Genomic DNA, 17,020 nt, shown 5'->3' with positions numbered 1-17,020 from the left:
TTCAGAGCGGTCGCTTGGTGCGCATCAACTTCACGTACAAGCGTTCGACCTTCTCCCGCGCCCAAGGGGTTTTACGCAAAAACGTCAGGCTCGACTTGATACTCGGGTCACTCTTGAAGCAGCGAATATCAATGCGCTCGGCCAGCCCCGACCATTCGTAGTGCTCAACCAGGGCATTGAGGATTTGCTCCAGCGTTACGCCGTGCAGCGGGTCGTGGTTCTGTTCGGTCATGCCGGGCCTTTCGCGATGTTGGAATGAGGAAGCCGCGCACCTTACGTTAAATGTAGGTGAAACGGAAAAGATCGCCGGCTGCGACATTTCGTGGACTGTTACCAAATCTGAAAAGATGCATGTCAGTAAAAGCTCTTTCTCTATTTGTAACAGAACATTATCCTTGCGCCCGTTCTAGCTGAAACGCTTCTCCACACGCGAATCACTTCTGCTGTTTCCGTTCATCCCCAGAAAAAGATCAAGATTTCCTTTCTATGCCTGATTTTCCAATCTTCAAAGACAGCGCTGTCTCAATACCTGTTGCCTGCCGAAAAATACTGAATTTCATCGGAGGTTTCACTGTGTTGGGCTTGGCCAACTGCACGCTAGCCGCCCCGGCCTTCGATAGCGATTCCCCCTGGATGCTCGGCGACTGGAACGGCACTCGCACAGAACTTGCGGAAAAAGGCTACGACTTCAAAGTCGATTACACCGGCGAAATGGGCAGCAATCTGCACGGCGGTTATGACCACGACCGCACCGCGCGCTACAGCGATCAGTTTGCCCTTGGCACTCATTTGGATTTGCAGAAAATTCTCGGCTGGAGCGATGCCGAATTTCAGCTGACCATCACCGAACGCAGCGGCAACAACATCAGTAACGACCGCATCAATGATCCGCGGGTCGGTGGCTTCACTTCGGCCCAGGAAGTCTGGGGCCGTGGCCAGACCTGGCGTTTGACGCAGATGTGGTATCAGCAAAAATTCTTCGACCAGAAGCTCGACATCAAGGTCGGCCGCTTCGGCGAAGGCGAAGACTTCAACAGTTTCCCCTGCGACTTCCAGAACCTGGCGTTCTGCGGCTCTCAGGTCGGTAACTGGGTCGGCGGCATCTGGTACAACTGGCCTGTCAGCCAATGGGCGATGCGGGTCAAGTATCACCTGACGCCTGAGCTGTACGCGCAGGTCGGCGTGTACGAGCAAAACCCGTCGAACCTTGATCGCGACAACGGCTTCAAGCTCAGCGGCAGTGGCACCCAGGGCGCGATCCTGCCGGTTGAACTGGTGTGGACACCCAAGCTCAACGGCCTGCCGGGCGAATTCCGCGCCGGTTATTACTACAGCAACGCCAACGCCACCGATGCCTACAAAGACAGCAACGGTCAGCCCGCCGCCCTGAGTGGCGAGGCCTACCGCAGCGCGTCGAGCAAACACGGCGTGTGGCTCGGCATCCAGCAGCAAATCACCAGTATCGCCAGCGACCATTCGCGCGGCCTCAGCGTGTTCGCCAACGGCACGATGCACGACAAGAAAACCAACGCCATCGACAACTATGTCCAGGCCGGCGTCGTCTACAAAGGCCTGTTCGACGCCCGCGCCAAGGACGACATCGGCTTCGCCATGGCCCGTGTGCACGTCAACCCGGCGTATCGCAAGAATGCCGAAGCGACCAATCAGGCCCACGCGGTTTTCGCCTACGACGATCCATCGTTCCTGCCGCCGCAAGACACCGAATACAGCGCCGAACTCTATTACGGCGTGCACGTCACCCACTGGCTGACCGTGCGCCCGAACCTGCAATACATCCGCCACCCCGGTGGCGTGAACGAGGTCGATGACGCCTTGATCGGGGGCATCAAGATCCAGTCCTCGTTCTAAAAAACACCAAAAAACTGTAGGAGCCGAGCTTGCTCGCGATAAGGCCGTCACAGTCAACATCAATGTTGCCTGCCCCACCGCTATCGCGAGCAAGCTCGGCTCCTACAGAAAATGCGGCACCCAACAGCTTTCATCTGAACCATGCCCCCGCAAGATCGTCATCTACAGTGAACGTGCGAGGGACTACTTGAAATGTCACGGAGAATCACACTATGAGCACTGATGGTGCCTTGAGTCGAAGCCGTCTGCTGCCGAGCCTGCTCGGCATTCTGCTTCTGCTAATGGGCCTGGCCATGCTGGCCGGGGGGATCAAACTGAGCATGCTCGGCGGCTCGCTGTATTACCTGTTGGCCGGCATCGGCCTGGCGCTGACCGGCATCCTGCTGTTGATGGCCCGCCGCGCTGCGCTGGGCCTGTACGCAGTGGTGCTGTTCGCCAGCACCGTGTGGGCATTGTGGGAAGTCGGCCTCGACTGGTGGCAACTGGTGCCGCGTCTGGCGATGCTGTTTGCGCTGGGCATCGTCATGCTGCTGCCGTGGTTCCGTCGTCCGCTGCTGCGTGAGGGCGCCGCACCGATGGGCACTGGCGCGCTGGGCGTGGCCGTGGTGCTCGCCGGCGTTACGGCACTGGCCAGCCAATTCACCAACCCGGGTGAAATCAAAGGTCAGCTGGACCGCGACAGTGTCGATGGCATGACCAACACCGCCCCGGCCATGCCGGACGGCGACTGGAATTCCTACGGCCGCAGCGCTCACGGTGACCGTTACTCGCCGCTGGCACAGATCACTCCGCAGAACGCGCACAAACTGGTTGAAGCCTGGAGCTACCGCACCGGCGACCTGCCAGGGCCGAACGATCCGGGCGAAACCACCGCCGAAAACACCCCGCTGAAAGTCAACGGCATGCTCTACGTCTGCACGCCGCACAGCCAGGTGATTGCCCTGGACCCGGACACCGGCAAGGAAATCTGGCGTTTCGATCCGAAGCTCTCCACGCAGAACGCGGCGAACTTCAAGGGTTGGGCGCACATGACCTGCCGTGGCGTGACTTATCACGATGACGCGGTATACGCGACCGAGCAGAGCCCGACCGGCAGCGCCAGCGCTCCCGTGGCCAGCGTCTGCCCTCGCCGGATTTTCCTGCCGACCGCCGACACTCGTCTGATCGCGCTGAACGCCGACACCGGCAAGATGTGCGAAGACTTCGGCGACAAAGGTCAGGTCGACCTGCGCGCCAACATCGGTGGCTTCACGGCCGGCGGTTACTACTCCACCTCGCCACCTGCGGTCACCAAGGACCTGGTGGTGATTGGCGGTCACGTCACCGACAACGTTTCCACCGACGAGCCGAGCGGCGTGATCCGCGCGTTCGACGTGCACACCGGCAAACTGGTGTGGAACTGGGACAGCGGCAACCCGGACGACACCACGCCGATTGCCGAAGGCAAGGTCTACACCCGCAACTCGCCGAACATGTGGTCCATGTTCGCCGTCGATGAAAAACTCGGCATGCTCTACCTGCCGATGGGCAACCAGACCCCGGACCAGTTCGGTGGCGCACGCACGCCGGAATCGGAACTGCACGCCGCCGGCCTGACCGCGCTGGACATCGGCACCGGCAAAGTGCGCTGGCACTTCCAGTTCACCCACCATGACCTGTGGGACATGGACGTCGGTGGCCAGCCGACCCTGATGGACCTGAAAACCGCTGACGGCGTGAAGCAAGCGGTATTGGCCTCCACCAAGCAAGGCAGCATCTACGTGCTGGACCGCAGCACCGGCCAGGCCATCGTGCCAATCAATGAAGTACCGGTGCCGCAAGGCGCGGTAGAAGGCGACCACACCTCGCCGACCCAACCAAAATCCGACCTCAACCTGATGCCGCCGCCGCTGCAAGAACGCGACATGTGGGGCGTTACTCCGTTCGACCAGCTGATCTGCCGGATCGACTTCAAATCCATGCGCTACGACGGTCCGTTCACGCCGCCGTCGCTGCAGGGTTCGATCGTTTATCCGGGCAACTTCGGCGTGTTCGACTGGGGCGGTATCTCGGTTGACCCGGTGCGCCAGATCGCTTTCGTGAACCCAAGCTACATGGCGTTCAAATCGAAAATGATCCCGGCCGCCGAAATCGCTGCCCAAGGCCCGCGCAAAAGCGAAACCGAAGGCGTGCAGCCGAACAAAGGCGCGCCGTACGGCGTGGTCCTCGAAGCGCTGCTGTCGCCGATGGGCCTGCCGTGCCAGGCGCCAGCGTGGGGTTATGTCGCTGCCATCGACCTGACGACCCATCAGAAAATCTGGATGCACAAGAACGGCACTGTGCGTGACAGCTCGCCGGTTCCGATCCCGTTGAGCATGGGCGTGCCAAGCCTGGGCGGCACCTTCACCACCGCTGGTGGCGTCGGTTTCCTCAGCGGCACCCTCGACCAGTACCTGCGCGCCTACGACATGAAAAACGGCAAGCAACTGTGGGAAGGCCGCCTGCCGGCCGGCGCGCAAACCACGCCGATGACCTACACCGGCAAGGACGGCAAGCAATACGTGCTGGTTGTGGCCGGCGGCCACGGCTCGCTGGGCACCAAGCAGGGTGACTATGTGATTGCGTACAAACTGTCCGAGTAAGTATTAGCGGCGGTTAAAGCGAAGGCGACTCCCTCACAGGAGTCGCCTTTCTTATTGTCACCACCGTCCCTGTAGGAGCTGCCGAAGGCCGCGATCTTTTGATGTTCCAGAATCAAAAGATCGCAGCCTTCGGCAGCTCCTACGAATGCATCGCCACAATCCAGCTAACCTGAATCCCTGCTGAACACACCTTCGAATTCCCCATTAACCCCAAAGCATCATTGAAACCACCACCAACCTGCCCCATCTAAGACCCATACCCATTGCGCAGGTGCCCCCATGAGCGACCAGCAAGAATTCCCTGAAGACCCGAGCGAATACGCCGATCCGGAAAATGCCCCGCACCACAAACCCGGCAAAGGCCTGGCCCTTCCTGGCCAGAACCTGCCGGACAAGGTCTACATCATCCCGATCCACAACCGACCGTTCTTCCCCGCCCAGGTGCTGCCGGTCATCGTCAATGAAGAGCCGTGGGCCGAGACCCTCGACCTGGTCGCCAAGTCCGATCACCACTCCCTCGCCCTGTTCTACATGGACACGCCCCAGGAAGATCCGCGCCACTTCGACACCTCCGCCCTGCCGCTGTACGGCACGCTGGTCAAGGTGCATCACGCCAGCCGCGAAAACGGCAAACTGCAATTCGTCGCCCAGGGCCTGACCCGCGTTCGCATCCGCACCTGGCTCAAGCACCATCGCCCGCCGTATCTGGTGGAAGTCGAATACCCGCACCAGCCCACCGAGCCGACCGACGAGGTCAAGGCCTACGGCATGGCGCTGATCAACGCGATCAAGGAACTGCTGCCGCTCAACCCGCTGTACAGCGAAGAGCTGAAGAATTACCTCAACCGCTTCAGCCCTAACGATCCGTCGCCGCTGACCGACTTCGCCGCAGCCCTCACCTCGGCCACCGGTAATGAGTTGCAGGAAGTGCTCGACTGCGTGCCAATGCTCAAGCGCATGGAAAAAGTCCTGCCGATGCTGCGCAAGGAAGTCGAAGTCGCGCGCCTGCAAAAAGAGATTTCCGCGGAAGTGAACCGCAAGATCGGTGAGCACCAGCGCGAGTTCTTCCTCAAGGAACAGCTCAAGGTCATCCAGCAAGAACTGGGGCTGACCAAGGACGACCGCAGCGCCGACCTCGAACAGTTCGAACAGCGGCTAGTGGGCAAAGTCCTGCCGGCGCAGGTGCAAAAACGCCTCGAAGAGGAAATGAACAAGCTGTCGATCCTCGAAACCGGTTCGCCGGAGTATGCGGTCACCCGCAATTACATCGACTGGGCGACCTCGGTGCCGTGGGGCGTGTACGGCGACGACAAACTCGACCTCAAGCACGCGCGCAAGGTGCTGGACAAACACCACGCCGGCCTCGACGACATCAAGGACCGCATCCTCGAATTCCTCGCCGTCGGCGCCTATAAAGGCGAGATCAGCGGCTCTATCGTGCTGCTGGTCGGCCCGCCGGGTGTGGGCAAGACCAGCGTCGGCAAATCCATCGCCGAATCCCTTGGCCGGCCGTTCTACCGCTTCAGCCTCGGTGGCATGCGCGACGAAGCCGAGATCAAGGGCCATCGCCGCACCTACATCGGCGCGCAGCCGGGCAAACTGGTGCAGGCGTTGAAAGACGTCGAAGTGATGAACCCGGTGATCATGCTCGACGAGATCGACAAGATGGGCCAAAGCTACCAGGGCGACCCGGCCTCGGCGCTGCTGGAAACCCTCGATCCAGAGCAGAACGTCGAATTCCTCGACCACTATCTCGACTTGCGCATGGACCTGTCGAAAGTGCTGTTCATCTGCACCGCCAACACCCTGGATTCGATTCCCGGCCCGCTGCTGGACCGGATGGAAGTGATTCGCCTGTCGGGCTACATCACCGAAGAAAAAGTCGCCATCGCCAAGCGTCACCTGTGGCCCAAGCAACTTGAAAAAGCAGGCGTATCCAAAGGCAGCCTGAGCATCAGCGACAACGCGCTCAAGGCGCTGATTGACGGCTACGCCCGTGAAGCCGGCGTGCGTCAGCTGGAGAAAAACCTTGGCAAACTGGTGCGCAAAGCGGTGATGAAACTGCTCGACGAACCGAAAGCGGTGATCAAGCTCGGCCCGAAAGACCTGGAAACTTCGCTGGGTAAACCGGTGTTCCGCAACGAGCAAGTGCTGTCGGGAACCGGCGTGATCACCGGCCTGGCGTGGACCAGCATGGGCGGCGCGACATTGCCGATTGAAGCGACGCGCATCCATACCCTGAACCGTGGGTTCAAGCTCACCGGGCAACTGGGTGACGTAATGAAAGAGTCCGCGGAAATCGCCTACAGCTACGTCAGTTCCAACCTGAAGTCGTTCGGCGGCGATCCGAAGTTCTTCGACGAAGCGTTCGTGCACCTGCACGTTCCGGAAGGCGCGACCCCGAAAGACGGCCCAAGCGCTGGCGTGACCATGGCCAGTGCCCTGCTTTCGCTAGCGCGCAATCAGGCGCCGAAAAAAGGCGTGGCCATGACCGGCGAACTGACGTTGACCGGGCATGTGCTGCCGATTGGCGGGGTGCGCGAAAAGGTGATTGCGGCGCGGCGGCAGAAGATTTTCGAGCTGATCTTGCCGGAAGCCAACCGGGGGAATTTCGAGGAACTGCCGGAGTATCTGAAGGAAGGGATTACCGCGCACTTTGCCAAGCGGTTTGCGGATGTGGCGAAGATTTTGTTCTGACAGTTCTGTAGCGCCTGCACGATTGTTATCGCGGGCAAGCCTTGCTCCTACAGGGGTTGGCGGTGTTCACAAATCTGTGTTCACAGCAAAACCCTGTGTAGGAGCAAGGCTTGCCAGCGATGGCGTCAGCCCTGACACCGCCTCCCTCGGTGGCTGTCACAATTTGTCTCATCTCGGTTATGCTCGCCGTTCGTCGTGAACGCCGGAGCCGCTGACCCTATGTCCCCCACTCGCCTGTTTGTCCCCCTCGCCCTCGCCTTGCTGGCCGGATGCGCCACGCAACCGAAACACAACGTGACCGTGGAAAAACAAAGCGAATGCCCGGTGAAACTCACCAGCGGACAAACCCTGATCCTGACCCTGCCGAGCAACCCGACTACAGGTTATCGCTGGTCAATCCAGGATTCGGCCGGAGGCGTGTTGCACGCATTGGGTCCAGAGGTTTATCGCAACCCGGAAGATGCCGGTATCGTAGGCGCCGCCGGCGTGTCGACCTGGCGCTTCCAGGCCTTCGCCCCCGGCACCGGGCGTTTGCGCCTTACTTCGCAACAACCTTGGGCGCCGGAAGTGCTGCCGGTTGATTCGTTCGACTGCGCGATCTCGGTCAACTGACCGTGGGCTGGCTGATTCTGGCGCTGATGGGCGCGGTGACGTTTCTCTATGGCCTGAGCGTGCATGCTGCGCTGCTCTGCCTGCTGGTCAAGCCGCTGCCCGTACTGGCCCTGCTCGGCTGGCTGCACGACGCACCACCCAGCGAATATCGACGCTGGATCAGTCTCGGCCTGATTTTCTCCCTGCTCGGCGATGTGTTGCTGGCGTGGCCGGGGGATTTGTTTGTATTTGGGCTAGGCGCGTTTCTGGTCGCTCATCTTGCTTATCTGAAAGCCTATTTAAGTGACTGTCGGCGTCTGGCGCTGCTGCCGCTGATTATTGCCCTCGGTGTCAGTGCAGTGCTGTTGGGAATTCTGATTTCCCATGGTCTGGGGCCATTGCTGATTCCGGTGATCGTCTACGGCCTGGCCATCAGCGCCATGCTCTGGCGCGCACTGGCCCGACTCGGCACCGATGTGCCCAAGCGTTCGGCGCTGTTGGCGGCGGGTGGTGCGGTGGCGTTTGTGTTCTCCGACAGCGTGATTGGCATCAGTCGGTTTGTGGTGCCGTTTGATGCGGCGCCTTATGTGATCATCCTCAGTTATTGGTTGGGGCAGTGGGGTATCACAGCCTCGGCGTTCACCCAAAAGCAGCATTCGGCATGAGAAAAAGATCGCAGCCTTCGGCAGCTCCTACAGGGGATCGTATTCCAATGTAGGAGCTGCCGAAGGCTGCGATCTTTTGATTTGGCGCTTTATCAGACAACCCGCGCATCCCCGCGCCAACTTGGCTAAAATGCCGGCCTTTTCCACCTACACCGCTGGAACCGCCGTGAGCAAAGAATCCGATCGCCTTTTCGCCCAGCCTTTGGCCCAGGTGCCTGACTTCGCCTTCAATGAGGACGTGGTGCGGGTGTTCCCGGACATGATCAAGCGCTCGGTGCCGGGTTATCCGACCATCGTGGAAAACCTCGGCGTGCTCGCCGCGCAGTTCGCCCAGCCCAACAGCGTTCTCTACGATCTGGGCTCGTCGCTGGGCGCCGTGACCCAGGCCCTGCGTCGCCACGTGCGCACCGACGGTTGCCGCGTTATCGCTGTGGATAACTCGGCCGCCATGGTCGAACGCTGCCGCGAGTACCTCAACGGTCAGGATTCGATGTTCCAGGAGTTGCTGCCGGTGGAAGTGATCGAAGGCGACATCCTCGCCCTCGAATTCAAACCTGCCTCGGTGGTCGCGCTGAACTTCACCCTGCAATTCATCGCCCCGGACCAGCGTACCGCGTTGCTGTCGCGCATCCGTCAGTCGCTGTTGCCCGGTGGTGCGCTGATCCTCTCGGAAAAACTGCGCTTTGAAGACGAGCAGGAGCACGCGTTGCTCACCGACCTGCACATCGCCTTCAAACGCGCCAACGGCTACAGCGAACTGGAAATTGCCCAAAAGCGCAGCGCCATCGAAAACGTCATGAAGCCCGACAGCCTCGAAGAACACCGCGAGCGCCTGTTGGCGGCCGGGTTCTCGAAAGTCGTGCCGTGGTTCCAGTGTCTTAACTTTGCCTCGTTGATTGCCTTGCCATGATTGATCTGTCTCCCCTCGCTCGCCGTCTGGCCGGCACGCCGCTGGCCGATTGGGCCAACACCCTGCAGCGTCAACTCGACAAGAAAATGGAAAAGGGCCACGGCGACCTTGAGCGCTGGCAGAGTGCGCTGGACGCCCTGCCGAAGATCCAGCCGAGTGAAGTCGATTTGCTCAACGGCTTGAAGCTCGACACCGATTGCGACGACGCAACCCGCGCGCAAATGCGCACCGCGCTGATGGGCCTGTCGCCATGGCGCAAAGGACCGTTCAATCTGTTTGGTGTGCACGTCGACACCGAATGGCGCTCTGACTGGAAATGGTCGCGAGTCGCTCCGCATTTGGATCTGAAGGGCAAGCGCATCCTCGATGTCGGCTGCGGCAACGGTTATTACATGTGGCGCATGCTCGGCGCCGGTGCCGACAGCGTGATCGGGGTCGACCCGAACTGGCTGTTCTTCTGCCAGTTCCAGGCGGTGCAGCGTTACCTGTCCGAGCCGAATGCCTGGCACCTGCCGTTCCCGTTCGAAGACCTGCCGCCGGAACTCGAAGGTTTCGACACGGTGTTCTCCATGGGCGTGTTCTACCACCGCCGCTCGCCGATCGAGCATTTGCTGGCGCTGAAAGATTGCCTGGTCAAGGGCGGCGAACTGGTGCTGGAAACCCTGGTGGTCGAAGGCGACAAGCATCAGGTGCTGGTGCCGGAAGACCGTTATGCGCAGATGCGTAACGTGTGGTTCCTGCCGTCGGTGCCGGCACTGGAATTGTGGCTGCGCCGTGCCGGTTTCACCGATGTGAAGTGTGTGGACGTGAGCACCACCACCGTCGAGGAACAGCGCGGGACGGAGTGGATGAAGTATCAGTCGCTCAGTGACTTTCTTGATCCCGAAGACCACAGCAAGACCGTTGAAGGCCTGCCGGCGCCGATGCGGGCGGTGATTGTCGCTCGCAAGTAAAAAATCAAAATCAAAAGATCGCAGCCTTCGGCAGCTCCTACATTGATCCCTGTAGGAGCTGCCGAAGGCTGCGATCTTTTGAACTTAGTCCCGACTAGCCCGCCGGGCCTTGAAGAACTCGCTGAGCACCGCCCCGCATTCCTCCGCCAGCACCCCGCCTTCATGCAGCACCCGGTGATTCAAGAAGCCCTGGGTAAAAAACTGTCCCTGACTTTGCACAATCCCCGCTTTCGGCTCCAGCGCGCCATACACCACACGCGCGATCCGCGAATGCACGATCAGCCCGGCGCACATGCTGCACGGCTCAAGCGTCACGTAAAGCGTACTGCCCGTCAGACGGTAGTTGCTGACGGCCTGGGCGGCGGCGCGGATCGCGACCATCTCGGCATGGGCGCTCGGGTCGTTGCCGCTGATCGGGCAATTGAAGCCTCGACCGATGATTTCACCGCCCTGCACCAACACCGCGCCCACCGGCACTTCGCCGAGGGCCGCGCCTTGGGCCGCCAGTGCCAGCGCTTCACGCATGAAGTCTTGGTCACGGCTGCGGTCGATGATCGCGGCGGGACGAATCTGACGCATCACGCCACCTCGATAGCGGCCATCAGGCCGGTTTCCATGTGATCGATCACGTGGCAGTGGAACATCCACACGCCGGGGTTATCCGCCACCAGCGCCACTTGCGCGCGCTCGTTCTTGCCCAGCAGATAGGTGTCGGTGAAATACGGAATGACTTTGTGCCGATTCGAGGCGATGACCTTGAAACTCATGCCGTGCAGGTGAATCGGGTGTTGATACTGAGTCATGTTCTTCAATTCGAAAATGTAGCTCTTGCCCCTTTCGAGCTTGGCAATCGGGCGGTCGGCGCAGGTCTTGTCGGTGATGTCCCAAGCCTTGCCGTTGATCTGCCACAGGCTGGGTGGCTTGCCGTTTTCGACATTGACCGACACCGAACCCACCCATTCGAAATTGAAGTTGAGTTTCTCGGCATTGGCCAGGTCCGGTTCGGCCACCGGGTTGGCGGGCAGCGCGGGTGGCCATTCGGTTGGCGCATCGGTATTGGCCACCGAACGGAACGTCCCAAGGCGCACCGGACCGTTGCGCAAGGACAACTCTTCACCGGCCGCCGGGGCCTTGATCGCCAGGCAAATACGCATGCCGGGGCCGAGCCAGTATTCCTTGCCCAACGGGCGCGGTTCGACCGGGTTGCCGTCCAGCGCATAGATCTGCGCCTCGACACCGGGAATGTTCAGACGATAGGTCAGGGTGTTGTCGAGGTTCAGCAGCCGTACCCGAGTGATTTGCCCGGCAGGCAGGTCAATGACTGGCAGCGGCACCCCGTTGATGGTCGACAGGCGCCCCGCCGTGCCACCACGGGCCGCTTCACGGGGAATGCTGAATTCGACGAAGTTGCCCTGTTCATCGATGTGCCAGTTTTTCAGGCTCAGGGTCTTTTCGTACTTGAAACCGGTCGGCTCGCGCTCTTCGATGATCAACGGTCCGACGAGCCCACGACCCAGTTCCTCGCTGCTGTTCACATGCGGGTGATACCAGTAGCTGCCGGCGTCCGGCACGCGGAATTTGTAGTCGAAGTATTCCCCCGGCAACACCGGAAGCTGCGACACGTAAGGCACGCCGTCCATTTCCAGCGGCAGGCGAATGCCGTGCCAGTGAATGGTGGTGGCGACCGGCAAGTGGTTGATGAAGCGCACCCGCAGCCATTCACCCTGGCGTACCCGCAACTCGGTGCCCGGCGCCGACGGGCCGAACGCCCAGGCCGGGGTCTTGTGCCCCGCCACCAGCTCGACATCCAGCGGTGCCGCGATCAGCTCATAGTCGTGGCCCGCTTCGGCATCAGCCCGCTTGCCCAGCCAGTATCGCGACGCGCCACCCGCGCCGACACCCACGACAACAAGACCGGCCAGGCCACCGAGAATTTGGCGACGGGTAAAGGACATGAACTCAACTACCTCACGAATCAGCGACAGGCCTGAAAAAGGCGAATACGATACACCTGCAACTGCGAAACAGTAAGGGCAGCGCGGCGGATGGACGCAGTTGGCCTTGGGCCCTACACGATTTCGACCGAGAAAAAGCATAACTATGTAGTGCACTTCGATTTAACGAGCGAAGCATGCTCGACATTCGAATTCTCAAGGAAAGAGAGTGCAATGAGCTCGACAGAAACCCGCCCGCTACCTAACGCAGCCGACAAGGCCGCACTCAAGGCCATCGCCACCACCATCATCCAGACCTGCCCCAGCCTGCAAGACACTGCTCATGAGGTGGCCGCAGATTTGCTCAAGAAGTACGCCATCACCGGGCTCGATCCTGACAAGGTTTACTTCCACCGCTTCGACGCCGCGCAAAGCAGCTCGAAAGCCTTCACCGGCTGGGAACATGTCCACGCCACGCCAACCTCCACCATGACCCTGACGCAATTGGTGATCCACCGCTTTCGTGTCGCCGACCAGGACAACGCAGACTTGCTCGACGTGTATGGCGGCTTCTATACCGTTGGCCCCCATGCCGATACTTACAATGAAACCAACGAAGTACGCCTGCATGGCAACGAGGTGCTGAAGTACTTCTGGAGTATCAATTTCAGTTCGCTATACAACGAGCGGCTGACGCACTTCTGGGACAAATCCGGCGGCGACTTCCGCACATTGGCCAAGTGCAACTTCCTCATCAAGGCCGTGCAGGCGCGGGACAAGCGGCTGTTGAGTGACGAGGATTTCCAGTTCCTCACTCAAGCCGCGATCGGCTCGCTCACCTGGCCTGTCAGCCTGCAAATGCTGCAAGCGCAACATCCTTGCACCGGCAGTGTTCGCACCCTCGATGTCGCAGGTTACGTCGCCATCAGCGCGCTTCGCTTTGTCGCCCCCAAAGGCCGGCAAATTGTCTACCTGCCCGGCGAAACCGAAGCCTTCAAAGTGCTGGAAACCGCGACGGACATGCACTTCTGGATGTTGTTGCAGATGAACAAGAAAGAACAGCGTCGACCGTTCATGACGCATTTCTCCCAGGCCGACCGGCAGGAAATCGACGAGAACTTCGCCGACCTCCTGAATCGCCTGGTCAGCACCTGGAGCAAGTATGACCATCACCTGATCAACCAGAAAAACCAGATCATCACCGGTGACGCCTTCAGCTGGCTGCGCGACTCAACCAAGGATGCGATGTTCGCCGAGGCCGAGCTCTCGCTGACGTCCAATGGCGATATTCGCAAAAAACTCTGGCTCGGTTACCTCAGCGCCGGCGTAAAAGTCTTCGGCCCGATGGCGGTTGTCGGCTGGCCGGTCGCACTACCCGTGATCGGCGCCAGTATCGCCAGTATCGGTTTGAACATTGATCAGGCGGTGAACGCCAAAACCGCCGCAGAGCGCAAAGCCGGAATTCTGGGTGCCGTTCTTAGCGGCATCGATTTGCTGTTCAATCTACTCGTACTCAAAGGCCCGGGTTCGCTGGAAGAAATTGGCCCGCAGATTGAAGCGGCTGAGGCCAAGGAGATGGCCGATCTGATTGAGTCGACGCAATCGGGCGAAGGAACCGGAGCGACGCCCCACGAAACTGTTGAGGAAACACAGATCGCATCCGGCCTACCCAAAGACAGCACGTCATCCGTGCCGGACAACTTCAAAGTCGATCAATCGCTGGGGGACGACTCGCTGGTCCGTGAACCGGGAAAATTCCAGGGCATTCATCAACTCGCTTCAAACCCTTCGACGGCGATCACGCTCAACGACAGCGCGTATTACGTGCGTTACGAAAGCGACCTCAACGGCCGTGGACACTGGGCAATCATCGACCCGGCCAACCCCAACGCCTTCAAGGGTTCGATTCCCGTGCGATTGAGTGCCGAAGGCAAGTGGGAAGTCATTCCTCGTCTGGGATTGCAGGGCGGCATGGATGTGCCGTCTGCTGCCGGCCCCACCATTGAGCCATGGGCGCGGTTACCGGGCACACAGGTCCCTGAAATCGAAGACACCGAGATGAGGGCCTGGGCCCTTGGTGGTCCAGACGACAGCAGACCGGTGACCGGTGTCGATGGCAGAACAACCAGCATGAGCCGCTTCAATCTGAGCCAGGAACCCGCGCGCAATAACCTGATTCGCGATGCGCGCACCTGGTATGAATTCAATCCACCGTTACCGCGCCTGCCAGCGTCTTCAGCGGTACAGTTCGAGAGCCCCGCCGAGCTGTTCGAAACGGCATTTGCGGAAAAATCGGGACTGATCGTTGGTGAAAGCCGCGGCAGTATTGGCAGTAAACAGTTGCTGATCGAAAACATGCCCGAACTTACGCGACGCGGGGTGAAGACGTTATACGTGCAGGAACTGCTGGCGAACGTCAATCAGCTCGACCTGGACACTTTTGCCCGCACCGGCGAAATGCCCGAAGAACTCCAAAGCTACTTGAAGAAACTCGACATCAAGGCCGGCAACGACCCCGACGGCCGATTCAATCTCACGCAACTGGTGAAAGCGGCCAATGCCCAGCGAATCCGTGTACAGGCCATCGACATGTCGACGACCTACAACATCAATCGCTCCCCCTTCGAACCGGAACCCGACCAACAAATGGTCAGAAATTTTTTCGCCAGTCAGGTCATCCGCTTCAACGAAGCGATCAAGGGACCTGCCAAGTGGGTTGCGCTGGTGGATCGGGAAAACATGTCGACCTTCAGAGGCTATCGCGGCATCGGCGAACAAACCGATGCCCTGAGCATCCGTATCGATGATGTAAAACCCGGCGCGGCACAATCCATCGCCGTCGATCCCGGACTGGCCATGGAGTACGCCGATTATCCGTACTCCACTGCCTATGAGCTCGAAGGTCTTGCCGACCCTGACAGCGTCCAGGCATTGATCAGAGGCGATTGGCGTGTGCAAATGCAAACCCCGTGGGCCTACAGAACGCCACAAGACCTGCGAGCGCTACTGCCTGAGCCGGGCATGTTCACCTTTCAGCGTTACCGAAGCAGCGTGTTGGTGGTGTATCGCAACGCCGATCATCAAATGGCCGACAGCGTCATCCGCTCGACGCCCGGTGGAAGGTTCAATCTGGATACCCCGCTCGGGCCCGCCTACGATTCCATGACGGTAGATAACTTCGAAGAACTGAAACAGGCCCTGATCGCCAAAGGCATGCGGCCGATGGGCTGGCCGGCACTTCCAGACCTGGCGCAGGCAAGCCAGCGACCGACCATCCCGGCCAACTGGCAAGCCAATGAGTTGCTTGAAGGTGAAACGCTTGGCGATGAGCCCGGAAAATTCCAGGGCATCTATCGACTCAATTCGAACCCTTCCACCGCCATCCTGCTGGACCACTCTGCGTACTACGTTCGCTGGGAGGCCGACATCAACGGCGGCGGGCATTGGGCGATCATCGACCCGGAAAATCCTCACGGCTTCTCCGACTCGATTCCAGTGCGCCTCAACGCTGACGGTGAATGGGAAACGCTGCCGCGCGGTGGGCTCGCTGGCGGTGGCAAGACGCCTCCGTTGCGCTTGCCCGCCTCGGAGTACGACATACCCGAGAACTTGAAGGCCGAGTTAAAGGAAGGCGCGATCGGCCTGGACGACGATTCGTTACGAGACTTCTACGACAGCCTCAACGAGCACGACGCTTATCGGGATTTCAAGAAGATCAGGAAACGCCTGTATCGCGACGCTTTACGTTTTTATGCCGAACTGCAATTGCCCGGACGCCCGCCGATTCCGACCTTCAATCCTGACGCCAGTGCCGAAGAGATCATCGAGAAAATTCTCGAGCATGCCCGAGGCCTGATCATCGGTGAAAGCCATGGCTCAATCGCCAGCAAACAGTGGCTGATCGAAAACATGGAACTGTTGGCCAGCAAAAATGTGAAGACGTTGTACATGGAACATCTGCTGACTGACTTCCATCAGACGGCCCTGGACGCGTTTTTCGAAACTGGCGCGATGGACAAAGACCTGGAGAATTATCTCGATGCACTCGATGCCGGCAACATGACCGACCCGCTGGGTCGCGATACATTTCTGCAACTGGTCAAGCAAGCCCGCAATTTCAAGATCCGCGTGCAGGCGATTGATTGCATGGCCAGCTACCGACTCAACGGAATGGAGCAAATCGGCTCGCTGGAACCAGCCATTGAGGAAACAGCACGGCAGAAAATGATGAACTACTTCGCCCGCTCGATCATTCGCAGCGATCAGGCGATGCGGGGCGCGCATAAATGGGTGGCACTGATGGGCAATTCCCACTCCAACACCTTCGAGGGGGTGGCGGGAGTCAGTGAACTGGAGGAAGCCATCGGCATTCGCGTTGAAGACGTTGCCGAAGGGATTTCTTCAGGCATCGAACCTGATCCCGGCAAAATCCTGCCTCTGGGCGGCAGCGCATTTGACCGCAGCGCGCTGGCCAGAGGTGATTTGCGCCTGCGAATCGAAACACCATGGACGGCACAGACCATGCCGGAAATAGAAACACTCCTGTCTCGGCAAGGGATGTACACCTTGAAACTGCAACCCGGCATGACCTTTCTGGTTCATCGCAGCCGCAGCAATGCGCTCGTGCGCACGCTGATCGAAAGTGAGAACGGCCGCTACTACATCGAGCGCTCGAACTGGCCTTCGGTGAGTGGCAAGCACTATGGCAGCGTGAAAGCGTTGTTACAGGCTCTGGACGAAATGGGCCTGACATTGGCTGGCTGGTCGAAACCGTTGTAAC

At 59.8% G+C, this 17,020-nt stretch carries 11 protein-coding genes; 8 read left to right on the top strand and 3 right to left on the bottom strand.

Features of this window, described 5'->3' with window-relative positions; genetic code table 11:
* Position 1: 1 nt before the first annotated feature.
* The gene (locus ACM110_RS24975; RefSeq protein ID WP_008016727.1) at positions 2-232 is read right to left on the bottom strand and encodes a VF530 family DNA-binding protein; all 231 of its coding nucleotides are present in this window, start codon (positions 230-232) and stop codon (positions 2-4) included.
* A 254-nt stretch (positions 233-486) separates the two neighbouring features.
* Here ACM110_RS24975 and ACM110_RS24970 point away from each other — a divergent pair, with 254 nt between their 5' ends.
* From ACM110_RS24970 to cmoB, 7 genes are all read left to right on the top strand, one after another.
* A complete protein-coding gene (locus ACM110_RS24970) occupies positions 487-1,869 on the top strand; it encodes a carbohydrate porin (protein WP_416129851.1) in 1,383 nt (460 codons plus the stop codon).
* Positions 1,870-2,081: 212 nt separating this feature from the next.
* Positions 2,082-4,490: a glucose/quinate/shikimate family membrane-bound PQQ-dependent dehydrogenase gene (locus ACM110_RS24965; RefSeq protein ID WP_416129850.1), complete on the top strand. Its 2,409-nt coding sequence runs from the start codon at positions 2,082-2,084 to the stop codon at positions 4,488-4,490.
* Between the two features lie 279 nt (positions 4,491-4,769).
* Entirely contained in the window at positions 4,770-7,187 is a 2,418-nt protein-coding gene (gene lon / locus ACM110_RS24960; RefSeq protein WP_416129849.1) for an endopeptidase La, read from the top strand.
* Positions 7,188-7,406: 219 nt separating this feature from the next.
* On the top strand, positions 7,407-7,799 hold the full coding sequence (locus ACM110_RS24955) for a protease inhibitor I42 family protein (protein WP_416129848.1): 393 nt from the start codon (positions 7,407-7,409) through the stop codon (positions 7,797-7,799).
* Positions 7,800-7,801: 2 nt separating this feature from the next.
* Positions 7,802-8,443, top strand: coding sequence for a lysoplasmalogenase (locus tag ACM110_RS24950; RefSeq protein ID WP_416129847.1), 642 nt, complete (start codon positions 7,802-7,804; stop codon positions 8,441-8,443).
* A 130-nt stretch (positions 8,444-8,573) separates the two neighbouring features.
* Positions 8,574-9,353, top strand: a complete 780-nt coding sequence (gene cmoA, locus ACM110_RS24945; protein ID WP_338584936.1) for a carboxy-S-adenosyl-L-methionine synthase CmoA — start codon at positions 8,574-8,576, stop codon at positions 9,351-9,353.
* On the top strand, positions 9,350-10,306 hold the full coding sequence (gene cmoB / locus ACM110_RS24940) for a tRNA 5-methoxyuridine(34)/uridine 5-oxyacetic acid(34) synthase CmoB (RefSeq protein WP_416129846.1): 957 nt from the start codon (positions 9,350-9,352) through the stop codon (positions 10,304-10,306). Before cmoA ends, cmoB begins: the two co-directional genes overlap by 4 nt.
* A gap of 84 nt (positions 10,307-10,390) precedes the next feature.
* On the opposite strand, the gene tadA is transcribed toward cmoB, so the two are convergent.
* Together tadA and ACM110_RS24930 are read right to left on the bottom strand one after the other, a co-directional pair.
* Positions 10,391-10,885, bottom strand: a complete 495-nt coding sequence (tadA, locus tag ACM110_RS24935; RefSeq protein WP_416129845.1) for a tRNA adenosine(34) deaminase TadA — start codon at positions 10,883-10,885, stop codon at positions 10,391-10,393.
* Positions 10,885-12,261: a multicopper oxidase family protein gene (locus ACM110_RS24930; protein WP_416129844.1), complete on the bottom strand. Its 1,377-nt coding sequence runs from the start codon at positions 12,259-12,261 to the stop codon at positions 10,885-10,887. Before ACM110_RS24930 ends, tadA begins: the two co-directional genes overlap by 1 nt.
* 213 nt (positions 12,262-12,474) lie before the next feature.
* Here ACM110_RS24930 and ACM110_RS24925 point away from each other — a divergent pair, with 213 nt between their 5' ends.
* Positions 12,475-17,019, top strand: a complete 4,545-nt coding sequence (locus ACM110_RS24925; RefSeq protein ID WP_416129843.1) for a membrane-targeted effector domain-containing toxin — start codon at positions 12,475-12,477, stop codon at positions 17,017-17,019.
* The last annotated feature ends 1 nt before the right edge of the window (position 17,020 follow it).

It is taken from the genome of Pseudomonas sp. NFX98 (genome assembly GCF_047784845.1).
Classification (GTDB): domain Bacteria; phylum Pseudomonadota; class Gammaproteobacteria; order Pseudomonadales; family Pseudomonadaceae; genus Aquipseudomonas.
Note: the sequence above shows the minus strand (reverse complement) of the source record. Positions and strands in the feature narration are given on the sequence as shown.

Coding starts and splice junctions, on each gene's coding strand:
- ACM110_RS24975 (WP_008016727.1), bottom strand. CDS start 232: ATGACCGAACAGAACCACGACCCGCTGCACGGCGTAACGCTGGAGCAA.
- ACM110_RS24970 (WP_416129851.1), top strand. CDS start 487: ATGCCTGATTTTCCAATCTTCAAAGACAGCGCTGTCTCAATACCTGTT.
- ACM110_RS24965 (WP_416129850.1), top strand. CDS start 2,082: ATGAGCACTGATGGTGCCTTGAGTCGAAGCCGTCTGCTGCCGAGCCTG.
- lon (WP_416129849.1), top strand. CDS start 4,770: ATGAGCGACCAGCAAGAATTCCCTGAAGACCCGAGCGAATACGCCGAT.
- ACM110_RS24955 (WP_416129848.1), top strand. CDS start 7,407: ATGTCCCCCACTCGCCTGTTTGTCCCCCTCGCCCTCGCCTTGCTGGCC.
- cmoA (WP_338584936.1), top strand. CDS start 8,574: ATGCCGGCCTTTTCCACCTACACCGCTGGAACCGCCGTGAGCAAAGAA.
- cmoB (WP_416129846.1), top strand. CDS start 9,350: ATGATTGATCTGTCTCCCCTCGCTCGCCGTCTGGCCGGCACGCCGCTG.
- tadA (WP_416129845.1), bottom strand. CDS start 10,885: ATGCGTCAGATTCGTCCCGCCGCGATCATCGACCGCAGCCGTGACCAA.
- ACM110_RS24930 (WP_416129844.1), bottom strand. CDS start 12,261: ATGTCCTTTACCCGTCGCCAAATTCTCGGTGGCCTGGCCGGTCTTGTT.
- ACM110_RS24925 (WP_416129843.1), top strand. CDS start 12,475: ATGAGCTCGACAGAAACCCGCCCGCTACCTAACGCAGCCGACAAGGCC.